Below are 17936 nucleotides of genomic sequence, written 5' to 3'. Positions count from 1 at the left end.
TCGCAACCCCGGGCGGCGTCCGGACGTCAGGACGTGGGAAGCGCGACGACGAAGCGGCAGCCCTCCCGATGGTTGTGCACGGTGACGTCGCCCCCGTGCGCCTCGACGATGCCACGGACGATCGCGAGGCCGATCCCCGACCGCATCCGTGGCTGGTGCGGATGGTCGTCACCACCGGGGGTCCGGGCCGACTCGCCCCGGAATCCGAGGTCGAACACGCGGGGCAGCTCCTCCTGCGGGATGCCGCCGCACCGGTCCGCCACGGCGAAGACCGCCCGGTCGGCGTCCGCGGTAGCGGTGATCTCCACCGTTCCGTCGTCGGGGGTGTGCCTGATGGCGTTGACGAGGAGATTGGTCAGCACGCGCCCCACCTCGGCCGCGTCGGCGTCAACGTACCCGGCGTGGTCGGCCCGCCCGTTGACGACGACTCCCTTGGCCCGCGCGATCGGGTCCACCGCGGCGATCGCGTCCGAGACGACGTCGGCGACGCGCACCTTCTCCAGACTCAGCCGCAGCGCACCGGCCTGCAGCCGGGCCAGTTCGAACAGGTCGTCGACCATGCCGGTCAGCCGCTCGGCGTCGGCGAGCATCAGCCGGTGGTAGCGGGCCGTCGTCTCGGCGTCCGTGACCAGGCCGTCCTGCAGGGCCTCGGCCGTCGCCCGGATTCCCGCGAGCGGGGTTCTCAGGTCATGACTGATCCAGGCCACCAGCTCGCGGCGACTTGCCTCCAGTGCCCGTTCCCGTTCCCGCGCCTCGACGAGGCGGACATGGGTCGCGTCCAGGGTCGTCGCCAGCGCGCCGAGCTCGGCGGTCGGAACACGGTCGGCGCCGTGATAGCCCGGCTCGCCCAGGGCCGCCGTCGCCCGGGTCAGCGTCCCGATCGCCGCCACGACCGGGCCACCCAGGCGCACCGCGGATGCCGACGCCACCACCGCCGACACGACCACCACGATGAGCACGACCCGCAAGTCATGATCGGAGAGGAACATTGCCTGTGCCGTGCCGGCGACCCCCACCGTCACCGCGACGACCGGTATCACGCTCAATGACGCTGCTGTCGCCCACAATGGCCGCCTCCGGAGCGCCCGCAGCAACGGCAGGCCGGTGAGCGCGGCCGCCGTCGAACAGCCGAGCGCGATCCCCATGACCTCCAGGTCGGCGTTCATCGGGGCCTCGCTCTCGCTCGCAGCCCGCCCGTGGGGTCGTCGTCCCGCCGCACCGCCTCGGGTCTCATCCTCGGTGTCGTCCCTCGTCCGGTGCCGCCACCTGTCCGGTGGGGGTGCTGTCGGGGCGCGGGGTGCTGTCGGGGCGCGGGGTGCCGGGATCGTAGCGGTACCCGACCCCCCACACCGTGACAAGCATCCGGGGCGCGGTCGGATCATCCTCGATCTTCTCCCGCAGTCGACGGATGTGCACGGTGACCGTCGAGGGGTCGCCATAGCTCCATCCCCACACGTGTTCGAGCAGCTCGCCCCGGGTGAAGGCCCGGCCGGGCCGGCGCAGCAGGAAGGCCAGCAGATCGAACTCGCGCACCGTCAGCCCGAGCGGAACCCCGTGCCGGGTGGCGGTCCGCGCGGCCGCGTCGACGACGAGGGTGCCGGCCCGCAGGACGCCGGCTTCCGCGCCCGGCACCGTCTCGTTCGCCCGCCGCAGCACCGACTGCACGCGCAGGGTCAGCTCCCGCGGCGAGAACGGCTTGGTCACGTAGTCGTCGGCGCCGATCTCCAGACCGGTGATGCGATCCGACTCGTCGGCACGTGCGGTCAGCATGATCACTGGTACCGGTCGGTGCGCCCGGAGCCGGCGGAACACCTCGATGCCATCGAGACCGGGCAGCATCAGGTCGAGGACGACGAGGTCCGGTGGGGTTGTCTCGGCCACCCGCAGGGCCGTGAGTCCGTCCGCGGCGCGGTCGACGTCGAAGCCGGCGTTGCGCAGGTAGCGGTCAACCACCTCGGAGACGAGGGCGTCGTCGTCAACGACGAGCACACGGGCCACCCAGCCACGATAGGTAAGGCGACGGCCGTCCCGGCCATGATCGGTTCGGATGTCTCCGCTTCGTAATGCTCCGCTTCGTCGTGCTCGTCGTGCTCGTCGTCGTGTCCGTGCCGAGCCGCCGGACGGGACCCGGGCATTCCTTGTTTCGTAAGGGTTGATCACGCGCGGACGGCACTACAGTCCCGATCATGTTCACGCAACGTAGTGGGATCGGGGCCTCCGTCGACGTCGTCCTGCCCTGCCTAGACGAGGCCGGGGCGTTACCTTGGGTGTTGGACCGGATGCCCGTCGACTATCGGCCGATCGTCGCGGACAACGGATCGCGCGACGGCTCCCGCCAGGTGGCGCTGGAACGCGGGGCGGTCGTCGTTGACGTGCCCGAGCGCGGCTACGGCGCCGCCGTGCACGCCGGGCTGCTCGCTGCGGACGCCGACGTGGTCGGCGTGTGCGACGCGGACGCATCCCTCGACCCCGCCGAGCTTCCCGGTCTCGTCACGCAGTTGCTGGCCGGCCGGGCCGATCTGGTTCTCGGTCGCCGTCGCCCGACCTCGATGCGGGCTTGGCCGCCGCACGCCCGACTCGGGAACGCGGTGGTCGCCGGGCGGCTGCGCCGGCACGGCGTTCCCGTCCATGATCTGGGCCCGATGCGGGTGGCCCGCCGGGAGGACCTGCTCCGACTGCCCGTCGCCGACCGCCGGTTCGGCTATCCGCTGGAACTGCTGCTGCGGGCGGCCCAGGCCGGTTGGCGGATAGTCGAGACCGACGTGGCCTACACCCCTCGGGTCGGGCGCTCCAAGGTGACCGGGACACCGCTCGGCGCCGCCCGGACGGCCCGGGACATGTCCGCCCTGTTGGCGAGCCTCCGGTGAGGCTGCTCGTGATGGCGAAGGAGCCGGTACCTGGGCGGGTCAAGACCCGCCTCACGCCGCCCCTGCGCCCGGACCAGGCGGCGGCCGTCGCGGCGGCCGCGCTCGCGGACACGCTGGCCGCGGTTGAGGAGCTGACTCGCCTGCCCGGGTTCGACGCACTGCGCCCGGTCCTCGTCCTCGACGGCGCGGTCGGCCCATGGCTGGAGACCTCGTTCGCACGAATCCCGGCCGGACGAACCCCGGGCGGACGAACCCCGGGCGGACGAATCGCGATCGAAGTGATGCCGCAGGTGTCGGGGCCGTTCGACGTCCGGCTCGCCGCCGCCTTCGACGCCGGCACCGAGCCGACCCTGCTCATCGGGATGGACACTCCCCAGGTGACCGCAGCCCTGCTCGCCTCCGCCTGCCACGCGCTGCACGCGACCGACGCGGTGTTCGGTCCCGCCGCGGACGGGGGATGGTGGGCACTCGGCCTGACCACCCCCGACGGCGATCTTCTCCGTGGCGTGCCGACCTCGCGCCCGGACACCGGCGCACGGCAGCGGGCCCGCCTGTCCGAAGCCGGCCTGACGGTCACAACCCTGCCGACGGTGCGTGACGTCGACACCATGGCCGACGCCGACGCGGTCGCCCGGCTCGCGCCCGGTGGACGCTTCGCCGCGGCGCTGCGCGCCACGCACGGGGATCGCATCGCCGCCGGCCGGGCCACCGCGTGTTGACCGGCGTCCCCGACGGCCGGTGGGGACCGACGACCGTCTACGAGGCGGGACTGCGCTCCGCCGGTGGACAGCTGTGGATGCGCCGTCCCGACGGGCGACGCGACCCGCTGCCGGTGAACCGCTGGCGTGGCACCCTGTCCCCGGCGGCGTCGACCCCGCCCACCTGGTCCACCTGGTCCACCGGGGCGCTGTCCCCCGGGGATCTGTCGTTGTTGCGTCACTGCGGCGGCCCGACCCTCGACGTCGGCTGCGGGCCCGGCCGGCTCGCGGCCGCGCTCGCGGCCCGCGGGGTGCCGGCCCTCGGCATCGACGTCGCGCCGTTCGCGGTGCACCTTACCCGGCGGGCCGGTGTGCCGGCACTACGGCGGGACGTGTTCGGCCGGGTGCCTGCCGAGGGACGATGGGTCGCGCTGCTGCTTGCCGACGGAAACATCGGCATCGGCGGCGACCCGACCCGGTTGTTGCGCCGGGCCGGGGAACTCCTCGCCCCCTCCGGCCGGGTGCTCGTCGAACTCGAACCGCCGGGCACCCAGACCGGTCCGATGCGGGTCCGGCTGGAGGACGCGACCGGCCGGGTGTCGCGGCCCTTCTCCTGGTGCCTGGTGGACGGGGACGATCTGACCGGCATCGCGCCGGACGCCGGACTGCTGATCACCCGGACCTGGTGCGACGCCGGTCGGCACTTCGCCGCGCTGCGCCGGCGTCTCCCGACTGGATGATTCCCCGCCGGGCGCGGACCGCCCGACTCACCATGAGGGCCGCCGCGCCGGCCCAGACCACTGCGAGAACGAGCGCGAGGTTGCGTCCGTACGGCAGCGGGTTCACCGTCGGGTTCCCAGGGTCCCCGCCGTAGCCACGCCACAGCGGTAGCGACGACAGGGCGACCGCCGCACTCACCAGCAGTGCGCCCTGTGCGACGGACCGGTAGGGCGGTGGGACCAACCGGGTGAGCAGGAAGCCGACGAGCATCGTCGCGGGCACGAGCAACGCGTCATGGACCAGGACCCCGCCGATCAGCCAGACCACGGTGTTCGGCGGCCGGGTGGCCTGCTGGTGGGTGAGCACGCCGTCGACCCCGTAACCGATCGCGGCCAGCCCGGCCGCCACCGCGACACCGCGCAGCACGACGGCGTTCATACCATCACCACCCGATGTACCCATTTCGTCTGGAGGACCCCGGGCCGGTTCGGCGCGATGAGCCGGGCCGGATAACCGTGATCGAGGTCGAGGTCGGCGCCGTTCACTCCGGTCGCGAGCAGGGTCAACGAGTCCCGGGCGTGCGAGGGGTTGACGTCGCTTGCCCGGTAGCCCCCGCGGGCCTCGAGGGACTCGACCCGGACCGTCGCGTCGGCGGGGATCATGGCGGCGTCCAGTAGATCCCGCAGCCGCGGCCCGTGCCAGGTGGCGTCCGCGGCCCATCCCTCGACGCAGGTGATCGGCAGCTTCGAGCTGTACCGACGCAGCGCGTGCAGCTCCTCGATGGTGTACACCACCCGGCGCGGACCGACCACCTCCAGCCGGTACCCGGGGTCACGGGCGAGGGAGGTGACCCGCGCGGCTCGCGCCGTGCGGTTCACCGGGAGCCCCTGCGGGCCGATGTCGGGCCGCCGCGGCGCGAGCAGGTCCAGCCGGGCCAGGCCCGGAACCGACTGACCGGCGGTCGTCGCCACGATCACCCCGGCGGCGGTCCCCGTCGCGAGGCCGAGGCCGCGCCGCGTCAGACCGCCCGTCCCCGGGGCGGCGCCGGCCATGGTGGTGGTGGCCATGGTGGCGGCGGCCAGGTGCGCGCGCTCATGGCGGCGACGGCCCACATTCGCCCGGATGACGGTGAGCTTCGCGACGATGTGGAGGACCAGCGCGCCGATCGTGATCCAGGCGACCCAGTAATGGGTCACGGTGAAGAAGAAGTGGAACCGGTACCACTGCGCGATGTTCGCGATGCCCGTGCTGAGCTGGAAGATCGCCCCTGCGATCAACGGCACGATCGTCATCCGCTCCACCGCATGGGCGACGGAACGGATCGGGGGCCATTCCCACAACAGCGGATACACCGTCCACAGCTTCGCCAGCAGCAGTGGGACGCTCGCGAGTCCGGTGGTCACGTGCAGGCCCTGGGTCACCCGGTACAGCCAGGCGGGTCGGGAAGGCCATTCCAGCCAGGACGGCGGATGCTGCATGAAATGCGATACCAGCCCGGTCAGAAAGCATGTTCCGAAGGCGATCCCGAGCCAGACTCCGAGGAGAGCCGCCATCCGTGGATCGTGCAGCCGACTGGGGAATGCGTTTTCGCGCAGGGGGCCGCGCCGCAGGACCGGGGGTGGTTCCGGCAGCTTTTCGGTCAGCAGACGAGGTAACCGGCGGGGCAACCAGCGGGGCAACTGTCGCACGAATGCACGGTAGGTCGCCGGGACCACTCGCGACCGAGGACCGGCATTACGGAACGAGGAAGGCCCGGCGCGGTGTTCCCGCGCCGGCGCTGCGCCTGCCAGTCTCGGGACCATGCCCAGAACCCGCACCGCGCCACGCCTCAGGCCCGCCCTGGCCCTGGTCGGGGCGGGTGTCGGGCTCGCGGGTCTGCTCGCGACGCAGTGCGCCGTCCTTGCGGCGCCGGGATACCTGCCTGGCCGGGCAGGGGTGCTCTACCCCGTCATGCTCTGGTGGGCGCTCGGTGTCGCCACGGCCGCGCTGCTGGTCCACGCGGCCCCGCGCCGGTTGGCCGTCGCCATGCTGCTCGGCGGAATCGTCGCCATCCACGCCGTAGCGGCCACCACCGGCCCGCAGCTCTCCGACGACCTGTACCGCTACGCCTGGGACGGTCGGGTCCAGGCCGCCGGGATCGACCCCTACCGGTACGGCCCGCTCGCTCCGGAACTGGCCCGGCTGCGCGATCGCTGGCTGTTCCCGGATCCGGCCGGATGCGCGGCGATCGGGCGCGGCCCGCACTGCATCCGGCTGAACTACCCGCGCGCCCACACCATCTACCCGCCGGTGGCGCAGGCGTACTTCACCGCCGTTCATGTCCTGCCGGGGCCGCCACGCGAACACAAACTCCAGCTCTACGCCTCGCTGATGTCCCTGGCGCTGGTCGGGCTGATGATGCGGATGCTGGTGGCGCGAGGCCGCGATCCGCGCCACGCGGCCTTCTATGCGTTCTCGCCGCTCGCCGGCCTGGAGATCGGTTCCGATGCGCACGTCGACGTCCTCGGGGCCGTGCTGGCGCTCAGCGCTCTGGCGGTCCTCACCGCCCGGTCCCGCCCGCTGCGGACGGGGGTCGCCGGGGCGCTGCTCGGCGGCGCGGTAGCGGTGAAGCTGTACCCGGCGTTGCTGCTGCCCGCGGCGGCCCGGCGCCGGCCCGTCACGCTCGTCGGAGCCGCCGCCGGGGTGGTCGTGCTGTCCTACCTGCCGCACATCCTCGCCGTCGGCACACAGGCGCTGGGCTTCCTCCCGCAGTACCTCGACGTCGAGGGCTACGGGGAGGGCAGCCGCTTTCTCCTGCTCGCCGGGCTGCTGCACCTGGACGGATCCGCAGCGAAGGCGGCAGCGGCCACCCTGCTGGCGGCGGTCACGGTCGCCGTGCTGCGGACCGATCCACAGCGGGTTCCCGTCGAACGGGCCGCGCTGTGGCTGGTCGGTGCCGCGTTCCTTGTCGCGACCCCGGTCCAGCCCTGGTACGGGGTGCTGCTGGCGGCGCTCGCCGTCATCGCCGGGCGGCTGGAATGGCTCGCCGTCGCCGCGGCCGCGCACCCCGTCTACGTCTCGCTGTTCACGGATCTGCCCGGTGACGCGTGGACTTTGCGGGTGTATTCCTACGCCGTCGGTGGTGGCGTCGTGCTCGCCGCGACCGGTCTGCGCCGGTGGACCGGCCGACGGCTGGCGGTCGACGAGCGCGCTGCCGCACCCGCGGCCCGATCCGTCGTCGAACCCCGGCCCGAGTCGTCACCGGGCGCAGGGACTGAAGGGCAGGTGAGGGTGTAATGGCGGGCTCGTTGACGAGGCCGGCGAGTACGAGGCCCTGCTCAGAGCTTGGGCGGTGCGGGTGCGGGACGCTTGGGCTGCCCGCCACGCCACGATCAGGGACTGGATTGAGAAGGCCCTTCCCTGAAGACGAATTGAGAAGGCCCTTCCCTGAAGACGACGAGCCCTCGGCCCCCGCGCCGTTTACTCTTGGAGTTCGGCGGCTCTGCGCAGGAGTTGCTGGGCGACGTCCCGATGCTCCGCGCCACTGTCCTCGGCGATGACCGCGACCGCCAAGGCCGCGAAGCGCAGCATGCCGACCCGGGGTCCGNACCGCGACCGCCAAGGCCGCGAAGCGCAGCATGCCGACCCGGGGTCCGGGCGGATCCGGTATCTGTCGGACACACACCGCTGATCAACTTACGCTGCATCGCTTTCGGGCAGGCTTGCAGCTCTGCCGAAGGCTTCCTTGATCTCGGCCTCCACCTCCCCGTGGATATCGGAAGCGTTGGTTTCGGTCTCGGGGTAGCAGCGGCGTCTGAAGTCCGCCCAGACCTCGAGATTGTCGGTCGTCACTTTGAAGGACATCCTGCTTTCGTCGCCGCCGACATCCTTGGCCCGCTGGCTCGAGATTGCGAGATTGTCGGTTTTATTGCCAATTGTAAACATTTGCACGATCCAGCCAGGGTCGTACTCGTGGAAGGTGCCGTAGATATCGACCTTCGAGTCCCCGATGAAACGGAGGCGCCAACGTCCACCAGGTCTGGGGTCCCAGAACATGATCCTGACCTGCGTCTCAGGCGGCGAAATCCATTGCACGTACAGCTCAGGATCCGTTCGGATACGGTGCAGCTGCCTTAGGGGGAACGGGAATTCTCGGACAACTACGAATTCTCCCGGGGCCGGGTTAGCTGTCCTTATGATCTCTCCGGTGATATCGTTGTTCTTGGATCTGAGGCGAGAGTTGTAAAATTCCTCGATCCACTGGGCCGCTGGGCCGAGCGCATCCTCTTCGAGACGTACCGGGCTGCGGTGGCCACCTCCAGGGCGGCGGATCAAGCCGGCTTCCTGAAGCACCTTGAGGTGCCTGGAGACCGCCTGGAGGCTTATCCCATACGGCTTGGCGAGCTCACCGACTGTGGCGTCATTTTCGACAAGTCGCTCGACCATGTTACGACGGGTCGCGTCTGCAAGAGCCGCGAAAATTTTGGAATATTCAGTCATAATCGTACCCAATCAACAACATTATCAAAATTTCTCAATCAAGATCAATCGGGCGTCTCGGCCTGCGAATAATACATATTCAGATGTAACTGGCCAGAGGTGCCGCTTGATTGACAGTGACGGATGGTTGCGCGGCGGCGGTGAGGGCTGGGCTGTTTTCGGGCAGCGACGGGCGGCCCGTGGTGAGACGAGCGAGGGCGTCGAGCGCGCCGAGGCCGTTCTTGCGGGCTGTCGAAGATAGCTGTGCAGAGCACAGAAGTGGCGGATCCCAGCGAGCGAGCGCAGACGGCCAGAGATCTTCTGTCTCAGTTTTGACCATGCGAATTATCCGGGCGGCCTCAAGAGGTCGGTGCATCGACAGCTATAGATGTTAGCATATCATCGAGGCAACTGGCGGTGGTTTGTTGTGATGGGCAGTTCGTGATCTGTGATCTACGGGGGTAGGTAGAGGCAGAGCTGGTGTCCGGCGGCGAGCGTGTCGATCAGTTCGCGGGGTGTGGGGCATCGGGGCGGTGTGCCAGGACGGACCGGGTGCGGGCTGTCGCCGGCTGGGCTGGGTGCGGGCGGCTTGGCGGGGGTGTCGTGCCAGCACAGGCTGAACGCGCAGTTCACCAGGGTCCAGTGGCGGGCGATCGCGGTGGCGGAGCGGACCTGGAAGTCGGCCCAGCCCAGTTCGTGTTTGACCTGCTTGTAGTCCGGTTCGACCCAGCCGCGGGCGGCCCGCGGTGAGACGAGCCGCCCTACGACGAGTCCTCGGCCCCCGCGCCGTTTACTCTTGGAGTTCGGCGGCTCTGCGCAGGAGTTGCTGGGGGGTGCGTCTTTTTGAGAGGTTGGTGATTCCGGGTCATTCCGGTCGTGCAGGGTGGAGTCCGAGGTCGGGGATGCTGGCGGGGTCGTAGCGGGCGAGGTGGTGCTCGGTGAGGTAGCGCTGCTTGTAGTAGGTCAGGTAGGTGTTGAGGTCGCCGTTGATGACGACGGCGCGGAGCTTGAGGATGTCCTCGGCGCCGTCGGGGGACCAGCGGGCGCCGGTCAGGCCGAACCGGTCTTCGATGATGTGGCGGCAGGCGCCCTCGATGAGGCCGGTGGCGATCGGCCAGCCGTTGGCGAGGGCTTGGTCGTAGCGCATGTGCTGGTGGTTGTCGGTCAGGTAGGTCACGGCCCGGTCGACGTCGGCGAGGTCCTGGTCGCGGGTGCGCGGGTTGTTCCGCCGCTTCGCGGCGAGCGAGGCGAGGGTGGCGGCGACCGGCTTGGCGCGGCCGTGCAGGAGGCGCAGTAGTTGCCCGTCGCCCCAGTCGCTGACCTCGGTGGGGGTCTTCCCGCGGTTGAGCTGGACGGGCGGCCTTGCGGACGTATTCGGCGGCGTGGATGTAGTCGATGATGACCGGGACGGTCAGGCCGCGGGTGCGCGCGTGCTCGCCGATGGCGGTGATCTGCTGCCTGTTGCCGTCGACGAGGAAGATCCGCTGGTGCAGGTGCAGGGGGTCGCGCCAGTCGGCCTCGTCGAACGCCCGGCCGATCACGGCGGGGATGTCGTCGGTGATCGACGCGGAGACCCACGTGTCGCGCGCGGTGGGTCCGGGGCGTTCAGCGCGGCGGGCGGGTGGGGCGGCGATGTCCTCGGGTTGGCGGACGGCGGGAGTGAAGGTCGTGACGGCGACGATCTCGGCCATCTTCTTGATCCCGGGATGGGTGGCGTCGCTCCTGGCGGTGGTGCGGTGCTCGGGGCGCAGCGCGATGCCCTTGCCGTCGGCCTGCGTCATCAGCACGTCGCCGGCGGCGAGGTCGCCCGCGGTGGCGGCACGCAGGTCGTAGAAGTCGCTGACCCAGCGGGCCAGGTCGTGGGCGAGCTGGGCGAGTTGGGCGCGCCCGATGGTGACCCCGGTCCTCGCGGTGATGACCTGCTGGGCCTGCCCGTAGCCGCTGGTCCCGAGGTGGAAGGCCGCCAGGGCGCGGATCCCCAGCGAGTAGGCGTCGTCGGCGAGCGCCCAGCGGGCGTCGGCCGGGTAGAGGTTCGCCTCGCGCCGGTTGCGGTAGGCGAGCCGGGACGCCCGGACCGGGCCGAAGACGCTGATCACGCCCCGGTCGTGGCTCTTCTCGACGCCGCCGTGGCGGATCCCGGCCGCGGACACCAGGTGGCTGACGCGCTGTTCGCGGGCGGCGTCGAGGGCGAACGTGGTCTCCAGCAGCGTGCGCAGCAGTTCGCGGCCGTCCGTCTCGAGCGTCTTCTCCCGGTCGCCGTGATCCAGGGCGGCGGCGCCGTCGACCGCCCAGCCGATCAGCGAGGAGCACCGCTCGATCGGACCCGCGAGCAGAGCGGCGGTCTCGGGGTCCAGCGGGACCCTGCCGCCGTCCTCACCGACGCGCTCCACCGTCACCGCAACCGCCACCGCAGGGCCTCCGTGACCTGTCTGGGACAAGGGCACCAACGTCGCCCATGATCCCGCGAACTGGACGGCAGTCGACGATCCCGGCGACGAAGTCCCTCCCCGCCGGTGCTTCCCTCGGTCGGTCAACCAGCCGCTGACCAGCGACGATCACACCTGGTAGTGCCTGAAACATCCGTAAAGGTCCGGACTCGCCGATGGCAGGATGTCTTGACTCCAATCAGACACAAATGACGCTTTCAGAAAAGACGCACCCGTTGCTGGGCGACGTCCCGATGCTCCGCGCCACTGTCCTCGGCGATGACCGCGACCGCCAAGGCCGCGAAGCGCAGCATGCCGACCCGGGGTCCGGGCGGATCCGGTATCTGTCGGACACACACCGCTGATCAACTTACGCTATAGGGCTTTTTCGGGCAGGCTTGCAGCTCTGCCGAAGACGGTCTCCAGCGCGGTCTCCAGCGCGGTCTCCAGCGCGGTCAGCGCCTCCTTTTCCCGGACAGCTATTAATTTCTCCGGGTTAGCTACCCCTGTGAGATTTCCGGCGATATCGTCGTCCTTGAATCTGAGGCGAGAGCTGTAAAATTCCTGGATCCATCGGGCCGCTGGGCCGAGCGCATCCTCTTCGAGACGCACCGGGCTGCGGTGGCAACCTCCAGGACGGCGGATCAAGCCGGCTTCCTGAAGCACCTTGAGGTGCCTGGAGACCGCCTGGAGACTTATCTCATACGGCTCGGCAAGCTCACCTACTGTGGCGTCATTTTTGACAAGTCGCTCGACCATGTTGCGACGGGTCGCGTCTGCAAGGGCCGCGAAAATTCTAGAAAATTCATCCATCTATCGCTCATCCTATCGCTTATCCAATTAATAATATTATCCGAATTTCTCAATCAAGATAAATTATCGATGAAGTCCCGGCCCGCGATAATACATAATTCGGATTATCCGGGCGGTCTCAAGGAGTCGATGCGTCAGCATCTATATGTTAGTGGCAGATCATTGAGGGCGGAATCAAGTGGTCATGGCGACGTATAAGAGCGTGTCTCGTGTGGGTGCGCGGGGTGCATCTCTGATCATGGATGTAATGGAGAACAGCCTCGCGGTGCGACTGGTCCCGGACGATCTATGGGAGCTGGTGGAAGCATTGCTGCCCTCGGTTCGAGACGCGTCGGCAGGGCGGTGGGACCGCACCGATCGGTTGGGACCGCCCCGCTCTGAACGCGTTCGATCTCACGTTCGACGGCCACCGGGCCCCGGCGCGCCGTCACCTCACCTCATTTTCGGGGTCAGCGCCCACGGGCTTTGATGCCTCGATGGCCTCGATGACCCGCGGGCGCAATTCGGCGGGGGGGATGACGGCGTCGACGGAGCCGACCTCGACCGCGCGTTGGATAGTGTGCCGGCGGTCGAACTCCGTGGCTATCTCGCGATGCTTCTCCGCGTGGACCGAGACGCGGAGCTCGTCGAGCTCCGCGGTTAGCGCGGTGTGGTCGGCGCCGGTGGCAGCCGCGACGCGGGCCTCCAGGCCGCGCACCCGCGGGTCGGCCGCGGTGCGGGCGTCGACTTCGCGGGCGAATACCACCGCGGCGGCGGGAGCGCCGCCGAGAACCGAGGCGAACGAGCCCTCCAGCGCCAGCACGGTCATGTTCGGGTTCAGCGCCTTCGAGAACACCACGAACGCGCCACCGTGGTACCGCGAGATCACGCAGAATACAATGGGCCCGCGGAAGTTCACGATCGCGCGGCCGATCTCGGCGCCGTACTCCAGCTGCAGCTTGCGCATCGACTCCGGCGAGCCGTCGAAGCCCGACAGGTTCGCCAGCACCACCAGCGGCCGGTTCCCGCTTGCCGCGTTGATCGCCCGTGCGACCTTCTTCGAGGACTGCGGGAACAGCGTGCCCGGAGTATAGATTTCCGGGCCGTCGGTGGGCGGGAAACCGTGCCGCGGCACAGCGCGCGACTCGATGCCGATCAGGCATACCGGTATGCCGCCGAGGTGTACGTCCCACACCACCGCGGTCTCCGCGCTCTCCATGTGCTTCCAGCGTTCCAGCACCGGGTGGTCCTGGTCGGACAGCGCCTCCATCACAGGGCGGATGCCGAAGGGCTTCTTGCGGTCCGGGTTGGCCTCGGCGGAGAAGATCTCACCGACGGAGGTGAAGTCGCTGCCAGCCACCGAGTGAGGGTAGTCGGAGATGTCGCGGTCGACGGGGTCGTTCGTCTCCGCTCGCCGCGGACCATCCTCGCCGGGGGCGACATATGTGTGGTTGTAGTATGCCATCAGCATGTCCACGGCGGCGGTCAGGTTCGGCGCCCAATACTGCCCCTGCCCGTTCGGGCCCATCACTCGGTCGTAGCCGCCAATGCCGAAGTTGTCCTCGGCCGACACGCCGCCGGAGACATCCACTGCCTGCTTGCCGGTGAGCACCATCGTCGAGTCCGGGATCATCACCAGGATGCCCTTGGTGTGCATGAGCATCGTCGCCTCGGCGTTCCAGTACGGCTGCGCACCGACGGTGATGCCCGTGACCACGATGTTGATCTCGCCGCCGGCCTGGGTGAACTCGACGATCTGCTTGAGTGCCGCGCCCACCCAGTCCATGTTCTCCGTGCCCGATTCCATGGAGATCCGGGCACCGGAGGACAGCGCGTACCATTCCAGCGGCAACCGCCTCCGCTCGGCCAGGTTCAGTGCGGCGATCACGCGGCGGCACTCCGGCTCTGACAGTGCGCCGAGCGACTTCGTCGGGTCGCTGAGCAGTACGACCCTGGTGACACCCTGCGGGTGCAGCCTGGTCGGGGTGGTGGCCACACCCACGACGATCGCCGCGGTGTTGTGCCCCTTCGGCCGGTCGACCGGCACCAGCGCGCAGTTGTCGTCGAGGTCGTACTCGACGAAGTCGCCGAGCAGGTCGGTCAGTTCATACGGGTGCATCATCTTGCGGTTGCTCGCGCGTAGCACCTTGAGCCGGTAATCGTCGATCGGCTCGACCGGCTCGACCGAAGGCTCGCCAACGGTCAGCTCGGCGCCCGTGGTCTTGAAGGAGACACACACGGCGATCTCAGACAGCTCGCCGGTCTGCGGGCTGCGCTGCTGGGCGATGAACAGGATCTCCTCTAGCTCGGCGTCCGCGGTCATCAGCAGCACACGCTCAGCGATCATCTCCAGCTCGGTGCGGGTGATGTCGCTCGGCGGCCAGACGTAGACCACGATCCGGTTGGTGTTGAAACGCTTGTCCGACGGTCGCCGCGACCGCGCGCGGCGGATCGAGTCGACGCAGGCGGCCACGGCGTCCTCGGCCGCTGGCAACGCGACCAGCTGGCCATCATGATCGTGCTCCCTAAACAGGTCGCGTACCTGGATGAACGCGACAAAGCGGTTATCCGACGGATTCTCCCGCGCCACGCACTGGTAGAGGTACACATCCTCGTCTGACGACGGCAACCGGGTGAGGTCGAATTTGCTCAGCCGCTCCAGCTGCATCCGCTGCGCGATGCACGGGTGCAGGCCGCGGATCAGCCGTTCCTCGGCCATCCCGGCGTCCGACGGCCGGAACGTGAAGTGGTGGGTCATCGTGCGGCTGCCTCCGGGGTGATGGTGATGGTGAGCCGACGCACCTGGGGCGGCAGCGGGTGCGCGCTGGCGGCCTCGCCCAGCGCGGCCGCCATCACGTCGGAGTCCGCCGGCTGGTTCTCCCAGGACAGGTAGATGTCAGCATCGACGGAGCGCTCGCCGCCTGCCAGCTCCGCAAGCCCACCCAGCGCCGCGTCCAGCGCGTCGAAGCCAACTGCGCAGGAGACGAGCCTGGAGCCCGCGCGCTCGGCCACCCAGAACCGGTAGCCGGCGTACTCGGTGGCGCGGATGTGGGTGAGGTCCTTGTTGCCGTAGTACCGGCGGGTCAGCACTTCCAGTATGACCGTGTTATCCCGGTCGCCGCGCAGCAGCCGCTGGCCCAGCAGCGGCACCAGCGGCTCGGTGCTGCGCACCATCTCGGCGATGCGCTCGGTGCGATCCGGCGCGTCCGGGTAGGCGTCCAGGTGGAGCAGGTGCTCGAAGATACGGATGCGCTCCTGGGCACGGCGCAGCAACTGCTGATGCTGGAACCAGGCGAACATCACGTCGAGCGCGAGGTCGGCAACCACGGGGAAGTGGCCCTTCGTGGCGGCCACCAGCCGCTCCAGCGCCAGACGCACCGGTTTGTGCACGGACTTGTCCGGCGGCGGCTCCCACCGCCACGATTCCAGCAGCGCTGCAACTACCTTGGCGGCCACCTTGGCGGTGGCGGGCTGCCGGGCGAGGAAGATCCGGAACACCGCGGCCTCGAGCTCGGGGGAGCGTTTCAGGTCGGTGACGTCGTAATGCCCGAGCGCCTTGGCCAGTTTGGCCTGGAACGCCTCCGGTAGCCCGGCCCGCTCGACGTCGAGGCTGCGCAGGTAGGTGTGGAAGTGCTCGTGAGGGTTGCGCAGGTGGCCCTCATCGCCGACGTCCATGCGGGCAGGCCGGTTCCGGCTCAGCTCGGCCAGGTCGGCGAATATTTCGATGATCTCTAGCTCCTTGGCCAGCGGCTGGTGGCCCTCCTCGGTGGCCGCCCGACGCGCGGCGAGGTAGTCGTGGAGCACCTGGCGCTCATCGTGCAGGTCGAAGCCCAGCAGCAAAGCGCGCAGATCCTCCAGGCCGCGCGCGGTGCGCTCACGCGCCGGGACCTCCTCGGGCGCGGTCGGCAGGTCCAGCCCGGCCGCCGCGGCGGCCGGGCTGTCCTCGACCTCGGCGCCGGCGATCGGCTCCAGCCGCAGCAGCGGCGCACCCGCCTCTACCTGGCTGCCCACGGAGACGAAGTATTCCCTCACCCGCGCCTTGAACGGCGCCTGCAGCACCGTCTCCATTTTCATGCTCTCCAGCACCAGGATTTGTGCGCCCGCCTCGATCTCGGCGCCAACCTCCAGCGGCGTGGCGATAACCATGGCAGGCATGGGCGAGCGGACGACGTCGCCCTCGTCGCGGCTGACCCGGTGGGTGACGCCGTCCACCTCGATCAGGTGGACGGGCCCGTGGATGTCGGCGAGTAGCCGGTACCGGGCACCGTTGACGACGATCTGCCCGGTGTGCCGATCGAAGCGGTCAATCTTGACGTCAGCGGTGCGGACGTCGGCGCCCGCTTCGAGGCTGACGTGGAACCGGCACGGGCCCCGCCGCGCCACGCGCGCCCGGTAGCCGACGTCGCGCAACTTGAGGTCCAGCGGCCGAGCGCTGTCGTGCTGCACCTGCGGGCGTCCGCCGAACGCCGTCAACAGCAGCCGCTGCCGCTCGACGTGCTCCTTCTCCTCGTACGCGTCGATGGCCGCTGCCACCAGGGCCACGGCGGAGTGCCGGTGCGAGACAAGCCCGTCCCCGACGCGGTCGATCCAGCCGGTGTCCGCGCTGGCGTCGATCAGCTCGGGCCGGTTGAGCAGGTCCAGCAGGAAGCTCTTGTTCGTGACACCACCCTTGATGATCACTTTGGTCTCCTGAATCGCCCGGCGCAGCCGGCCCAGCGCCCCGTCGCGATCGCGGCCGTAGGCGATGATCTTCACGATCATCGAGTCGAAGTCGGCCGGGATGGTGTCGCCCTCGCTGAAGCCAGTGTCGACGCGGATGCCGGGTCCGGCTGGCAGCTCCAGCCGCGTGATGTGGCCCGGGCACGGCATGAAGTCGCGGTCGGGGTCCTCCGCGTTGAGCCGGGCCTCGACGGCGTGTCCGCGCTCGACCGGCCGCACGCCCTGCAGCCGGCCGGCCGAGGCCACGTGTAGTTGGGCCTTGACCAGGTCGAACCCGGTTGTGGCCTCGGTGATCGGGTGCTCGACCTGCAGGCGGGTGTTGACCTCGAGAAACGTGACCTGCTTGTCGCCGGGATGGTAGAGGAACTCGACGGTCGCCGCGCCCCGGTAGCCGACCGCGACGATCAGCCGCTCGGCCGCGGCCTTGAGGTTGGCCGCCTGCTCCGGGCTGAGCACCGGCGAGGCCGACTCCTCGATTACCTTCTGGTTGCGCCGCTGCACCGAGCAGTCACGGACGCCGAGCGCCCACGCGGTGCCCTGGCCGTCGGCAATCACCTGGACCTCGACGTGCCGGGCCCCAGTAATTAGGCGCTCCAGGAACATGACATCGATGCCGAACGCCCGCGCGGCCTCTTGCCTGGTGCGCTCGAAGGCGTTGACAAGCTCGGACTCGTCCCTGATCACACGGATGCCCCGACCGCCGCCGCCCGCGGCCGCCTTGAGCATAAGCGGATAACCGATCTTGGCAGCCGCTGCCAGGGCGGCGTCCAGGCTCTCGACCGGACCGCGGCTCCACGGCGCGACCGGCACGCCGACCTCCTCGGCGATCCGCTTCGCGCCGATCTTGTCGCCGAGCTTACGCATGGCCTCGGAACTAGGCCCGATGAAGGTGACCCCGAGCCTCTCGCAAAGCTCTTCGAACGCCGGGTCCTCCGCGACGAAGCCCCAGCCGACCCACGCGGCGTCGGCCCCAGTCTCCACCAGCGCGCGCTCTAGGACCCTCAGATCGAGATAGGGACGCGCGGCGGCCGGGCCAAGACAGTAGGCCCTGTCGGCCTCGCGCACGAACGTCGCGGTGCGGTCGACGTCGGTGTACAGGGCGACGGTCTCGATCGCTGTCGCGGTCTCGGCGACTATCTCCCGAACGGCTCGGATGAGGCGCATCGCGGCCTCACCACGGTTGACGATGGCGACGCAGCGGAACACGGCTGAGTCCTTCCTGCTCAAGACACATCATTCGGCTGGCGGGTGGCCGG

General features: G+C 69.5%; 13 protein-coding genes and 1 pseudogene. 5 read left to right on the top strand and 9 right to left on the bottom strand.

Annotated elements, in window-relative coordinates:
• Positions 1-26: 26 nt before the first annotated feature.
• Positions 27-1166 (bottom strand): sensor histidine kinase KdpD, encoded by a 1140-nt coding sequence (locus tag BMG523DRAFT_RS14995; RefSeq protein ID WP_011435429.1) that lies wholly within the window; start codon positions 1164-1166, stop codon positions 27-29.
• 64 nt (positions 1167-1230) lie between these two features.
• The gene (locus BMG523DRAFT_RS14990; RefSeq protein ID WP_043591413.1) at positions 1231-1998 is read right to left on the bottom strand and encodes a response regulator transcription factor; all 768 of its coding nucleotides are present in this window, start codon (positions 1996-1998) and stop codon (positions 1231-1233) included.
• A gap of 188 nt (positions 1999-2186) precedes the next feature.
• Between BMG523DRAFT_RS14990 and BMG523DRAFT_RS14985 the strand changes: the two genes are divergently transcribed.
• Genes BMG523DRAFT_RS14985 through BMG523DRAFT_RS14975 form a run of 3 tightly spaced genes read left to right on the top strand, consistent with a single transcriptional unit; the run spans position 2187 to position 4305 of the window.
• A complete protein-coding gene (locus tag BMG523DRAFT_RS14985) occupies positions 2187-2867 on the top strand; it encodes a glycosyltransferase family 2 protein (protein WP_011435431.1) in 681 nt (226 codons plus the stop codon).
• Between the two features lie 11 nt (positions 2868-2878).
• Positions 2879-3586, top strand: coding sequence for a DUF2064 domain-containing protein (locus tag BMG523DRAFT_RS14980; protein WP_023841303.1), 708 nt, complete (start codon positions 2879-2881; stop codon positions 3584-3586).
• The gene (locus BMG523DRAFT_RS14975) at positions 3580-4305 is read left to right on the top strand and encodes a methyltransferase domain-containing protein (protein ID WP_011435433.1); all 726 of its coding nucleotides are present in this window, start codon (positions 3580-3582) and stop codon (positions 4303-4305) included. Before BMG523DRAFT_RS14980 ends, BMG523DRAFT_RS14975 begins: the two co-directional genes overlap by 7 nt.
• Here BMG523DRAFT_RS14975 and BMG523DRAFT_RS14970 read toward each other — a convergent pair.
• Both BMG523DRAFT_RS14970 and BMG523DRAFT_RS14965 read right to left on the bottom strand, forming a co-directional pair.
• Positions 4238-4723: a hypothetical protein gene (locus BMG523DRAFT_RS14970; RefSeq protein ID WP_023841302.1), complete on the bottom strand. Its 486-nt coding sequence runs from the start codon at positions 4721-4723 to the stop codon at positions 4238-4240. The genes BMG523DRAFT_RS14975 and BMG523DRAFT_RS14970 overlap by 68 nt on opposite strands.
• Positions 4720-5838 carry a molybdopterin-dependent oxidoreductase gene (locus tag BMG523DRAFT_RS14965; RefSeq protein WP_235463162.1) on the bottom strand — a complete coding sequence of 373 codons (1119 nt, stop codon included), beginning with the start codon at positions 5836-5838 and terminating at the stop codon, positions 4720-4722. Before BMG523DRAFT_RS14965 ends, BMG523DRAFT_RS14970 begins: the two co-directional genes overlap by 4 nt.
• A gap of 247 nt (positions 5839-6085) precedes the next feature.
• Between BMG523DRAFT_RS14965 and BMG523DRAFT_RS14960 the strand changes: the two genes are divergently transcribed.
• Complete coding sequence (locus tag BMG523DRAFT_RS14960) at positions 6086-7561, top strand: glycosyltransferase 87 family protein (protein WP_043591411.1); 1476 nt, start codon at positions 6086-6088, stop codon at positions 7559-7561.
• Positions 7562-7960: 399 nt separating this feature from the next.
• Here the strand turns inward: BMG523DRAFT_RS14960 and BMG523DRAFT_RS25355 are convergent, their stop codons facing one another.
• Entirely contained in the window at positions 7961-8764 is an 804-nt protein-coding gene (locus tag BMG523DRAFT_RS25355; RefSeq protein ID WP_011435437.1) for a metalloregulator ArsR/SmtB family transcription factor, read from the bottom strand.
• 844 nt (positions 8765-9608) lie between these two features.
• On the bottom strand, positions 9609-9920 hold the full coding sequence (locus tag BMG523DRAFT_RS23250) for a hypothetical protein (protein ID WP_063613394.1): 312 nt from the start codon (positions 9918-9920) through the stop codon (positions 9609-9611).
• A 34-nt stretch (positions 9921-9954) separates the two neighbouring features.
• On the opposite strand from BMG523DRAFT_RS23250, the gene BMG523DRAFT_RS14940 reads away from it, so the two are divergent.
• Positions 9955-11202: a hypothetical protein gene (locus BMG523DRAFT_RS14940; protein ID WP_131728922.1), complete on the top strand. Its 1248-nt coding sequence runs from the start codon at positions 9955-9957 to the stop codon at positions 11200-11202.
• Positions 11203-11387: 185 nt separating this feature from the next.
• On the opposite strand, the gene BMG523DRAFT_RS25350 is transcribed toward BMG523DRAFT_RS14940, so the two are convergent.
• The 3 genes and pseudogenes from BMG523DRAFT_RS25350 to BMG523DRAFT_RS27395 all read right to left on the bottom strand — a co-directional run bounded on the left by BMG523DRAFT_RS25350 (position 11388) and on the right by BMG523DRAFT_RS27395 (position 17886).
• Positions 11388-11528, bottom strand: coding sequence for a hypothetical protein (locus BMG523DRAFT_RS25350; protein ID WP_157902460.1), 141 nt, complete (start codon positions 11526-11528; stop codon positions 11388-11390).
• Between the two features lie 16 nt (positions 11529-11544).
• A complete protein-coding gene (locus tag BMG523DRAFT_RS23245) occupies positions 11545-11982 on the bottom strand; it encodes a helix-turn-helix transcriptional regulator (protein WP_011435438.1) in 438 nt (145 codons plus the stop codon).
• A gap of 427 nt (positions 11983-12409) precedes the next feature.
• Positions 12410-17886: pseudogene (locus BMG523DRAFT_RS27395) on the bottom strand (carboxyl transferase domain-containing protein).
• Positions 17887-17936 lie beyond the last annotated feature (50 nt).

The organism is Frankia sp. BMG5.23 (genome assembly GCF_000685765.2).
Taxonomy (GTDB): Bacteria; Actinomycetota; Actinomycetes; order Frankiales; family Frankiaceae; genus Frankia; species Frankia casuarinae.
Note: the sequence above shows the minus strand (reverse complement) of the source record. Positions and strands in the feature narration are given on the sequence as shown.